The sequence below is a fragment of the Arthrobacter sp. GCM10027362 genome (assembly GCF_042679445.1).
GTDB lineage: Bacteria > Actinomycetota > Actinomycetes > Actinomycetales > Micrococcaceae > Crystallibacter.
Genome location: NZ_JBHTML010000316.1, coordinates 1 through 2,575 on the forward strand (window position 1 = coordinate 1; position 2,575 = coordinate 2,575).

2 protein-coding genes and 1 pseudogene are annotated in these 2,575 nt (G+C 69.7%); all 3 read right to left on the reverse strand.

What is annotated here, in order from left to right; genetic code table 11:
* A pseudogene (locus tag ACFQ36_RS22110) lies at positions 1-404 on the reverse strand (hydroxymethylbilane synthase); the annotation flags it as partial.
* The gene (locus ACFQ36_RS22115; protein ID WP_377017626.1) at positions 401-1,564 is read right to left on the reverse strand and encodes a ferrochelatase; all 1,164 of its coding nucleotides are present in this window, start codon (positions 1,562-1,564) and stop codon (positions 401-403) included. The gene ACFQ36_RS22115 and the pseudogene ACFQ36_RS22110, both read right to left, overlap by 4 nt.
* 71 nt (positions 1,565-1,635) lie before the next feature.
* On the reverse strand, positions 1,636-2,325 hold the full coding sequence (gene hemQ / locus ACFQ36_RS22120; RefSeq protein ID WP_377017624.1) for a hydrogen peroxide-dependent heme synthase: 690 nt from the start codon (positions 2,323-2,325) through the stop codon (positions 1,636-1,638).
* Positions 2,326-2,575: the final 250 nt, after the last annotated feature.

A 2,575-nucleotide genomic window follows, 5' to 3' on the forward strand; every position in this document is an offset into this window, starting at 1 on the left:
GGCGAACCCGTGCCCACCGTGGCCCGGGCCGGCAGCGTGGCCAGGGTCAGGCCGTCCCGCGCGCACAGGGCGTCACGCACGTCCACCCGGGCCGGGGTCGCGGCGATCACCAGGCCCTCCGGCTGGAGGCTGGGCAGGTCCTTGAGCGAGTGAACGGCCACGTCGCACCCGCCCTCGAGCAGGGCCAGGCGCAGGGCGGCGGCGAACACGCCTGTCCCGCCCAGTTGGGACAGCGGGCCGCTGGTGACGTCGCCTTCGGTCTTAACCCGCACGATCTCGTACGGGTGGCCGCTGGCGGCCGCCAGCGCCTCGGCGACCGTGGTGGTCTGGGTAACCGCCAGGGCGCTGCCCCGGGTCCCCACCCGGAAGGAACCAGCCGCGGCGGTGGAGGGAGCCTGGTTCACGGTTGCGGAACACCCACTTCGGAATCGACTGCGGCGATGGTCGGCTTCACGGTGCCGTCGCGCATCACCTTGACGCAGCAGTTGGCCCGGCAGACGTCGAACCAGGGACCCAGGTCCGCCACACTGGCCCGGCCCTCGAGCAGCGCCTTGCCGCCGGGCCCGGCCAGCCGCTCGGAGATCAGGTCCACGATGCCGCTGACGAACCTGGCGTGCGTGCCGGCCGTCGGGACCCGGTGGAAGGCCAGGCCCAGCCGGGCACAGGTGTCCCTGGCCTCGGTGTCCAGGTCCCAGACGACTTCCATGTGGTCGCTGACGAAACCAATCGGTACCACCACGACGCCGCGCGTGCCGGCGGCGGCGTACTCTTCGAGGGCGTCGTTGATGTCCGGTTCCAGCCACGGGATGTGCGGGGCCCCGGAACGGGACTGGAAGACCAGCGACCATTCCAGGCCGGCGGCCTCGGGCACCCGTTCCAGGATGGCGCGGGCCACGGCCAGGTGCTGGGCGGAGTACACGTCGGTGTGCAGTTCGGCTGCAAGCCGGGCGGCCAGGTCGCGCGGGCCGGCGGCCTCGGCGTCCGAGACCGGGATCGAGTGCGTGGTGAACACAATCCGCACCGGTGCGTCCGGTTCGGCGGCCAGCTGTGCGCGGACGTCCGCCAGGCCGGCGGCCACACCCTCGACGAACGGCTCGATGAAGCCCGGGTGGTCGAAGTACTGGCGGACCTTGTCCACCTCGAGCCTGCCCTCGAGCCCGCCCTCGCGCAGTGCCAGGCCGATGTCCTCGCGGTACTGGCGGCAGCTGGAGTAGCCGGCGTAGGCGCTGGTGGAGAACATCAGCACGCGGCGGTGGCCGTCGTCGTACATCTGCTGCAGCGTCGGCTGGATGTAGGGAGCCCAGTTGCGGTTGCCCCAGTACACCGGCAGCTCGATGCCGCGGGCGGCCAGCTCGGCCTCCATCGCAGCCTTCAGGGCCCGGTTCTGCGCATTGATCGGGCTGATGCCGCCGTTGGCGCGGTAGTGGGCGGCGACTTCCTCAAGCCGCTCATCCGGAATGCCGCGCCCACGGGTGACATTGCGCAGGAACGGGATCACGTCATCCTGTCCCTCGGGCCCGCCGAAGGAGGCCAGCAGCACGGCGTCGTAGGGCTTCGGGGCCATCACCCCGTTCTCGTCGTAGGCTTCGCGCGGATCGAAGCGGAAGTCCGCGCCGGAGCCGTCGCCGGGGTTGGTCACCGCAAAACCTCGGCAATTTCCGCCACGCTGATCCGGCGACCGGTGTAGAACGGGGTTTCCTCGCGCACGTGGTTGCGGGCATCCGTGGCCCGCAGGTGACGCATCAGGTCCACCAGGTCCACCAGTTCCGGCGCCTCCAGGGCCAGGATCCACTCCCAGTCACCGAGCGCGAAGGAGGAGACAGTGTTGGAGAGCACCTGCGGGAAGTCGCGGCCGAGCATGCCGTGGTCCCGCAGCATCTTGCCGCGCTCTTCGGCCGGCAGCAGGTACCACTCGTAGGAGCGCACGAACGGATAGACGCACAGCCAGGTGCTCGGCTCGACACCGCGGGAGAAAGCCGGGGAATGGCTCTTGGCGAACTCTGCCTCGCGGTGCACGCCCATGGCGGACCAGACGATGTCGGTGTCCTCGAACAACGCGGTGCGGCGGATGGTACGCACGGCTGCCTGCAGTTCCTCCGGCTTCGAGCCGTGCAGCCAGACCATGACGTCGGCGTCCGCGCGCATGGCCGAGACGTCGTAAGCTCCGCGCAGGGTCACACCGTTCTCGGCCAGCTTGGCGACAGCGGCCTCGAAGTCGGTGATGGCTGAGTCCTGGATTGGGACACCGGACCGTGCGAAGACGGTCCACAGGGTGAAGTACTGCTCTTCGGCGGCGGCGGATTCCGACACGGACGTTTCACTCATGCTCAACAGTCTGCCTTCTTTGCTTGGGGTTACATCGAAAATACAACATTGGCTTCCCGGACTCTTCTACACATTGTAGAAGACTAGGCCGGCTACGGGGTATCCGCGGGCAGCCCCTCCGGCTGCGTTCCGGCCCCCAAGTCCTCGGCCAGCAGCCGGGCCCGCTGCCGGGCATCGGCAACGACCGCCACCAGCCCGGTACCGGCCAGCCAGGCGCCGGCCAGCTGCAGGCCGTGCTGCCCGCTGGCCA

Coding starts and splice junctions, on each gene's coding strand:
- hemQ (WP_377017624.1), bottom strand. CDS start 2,325: ATGAGTGAAACGTCCGTGTCGGAATCCGCCGCCGCCGAAGAGCAGTAC.
- ACFQ36_RS22115 (WP_377017626.1), bottom strand. CDS start 1,564: ATGGCCCCGAAGCCCTACGACGCCGTGCTGCTGGCCTCCTTCGGCGGG.